This window comes from Paraburkholderia sp. SIMBA_053 (genome assembly GCF_046534895.1).
In the GTDB taxonomy this organism is placed as follows: Bacteria; Pseudomonadota; Gammaproteobacteria; order Burkholderiales; family Burkholderiaceae; genus Paraburkholderia; species Paraburkholderia caledonica.
Genome location: NZ_JAWRXU010000511.1, coordinates 1 through 279 on the forward strand (window position 1 = coordinate 1; position 279 = coordinate 279).

1 pseudogene is annotated in these 279 nt (G+C 66.3%); it reads right to left on the bottom strand.

Features of this window, described 5'->3' with window-relative positions:
* Positions 1–279, bottom strand: a pseudogene (locus tag SB753_RS36650) (histidine kinase); the annotation flags it as partial.

Here is a 279-nt window from a genome sequence, read left to right on the forward strand (position 1 = left end):
CGAGCGTCAGCACGGGCAAGAGCGCCTTGCTCGACGGCAGCGCGCGCAAGTCTTCGAGACCTGCCGAAAGACGTGCCTGCGCGGACTTCCCGGTGCGCACGATCGCATCGGCATGCGCGCGCAGTTCGGAAATCTCCTGCATCAGCCCTTCATTGCTTTCTTCGTCGATCAACGCGGCGCTCAGGGCGTCGAGCCTGCCCGCATCGATCCTCAGCGCGTCGCTATAGAGGCTCGCGAGTTCGGCGAGGCAGCGTTCCAGTTCGTCGCCCGGCGGCTGGG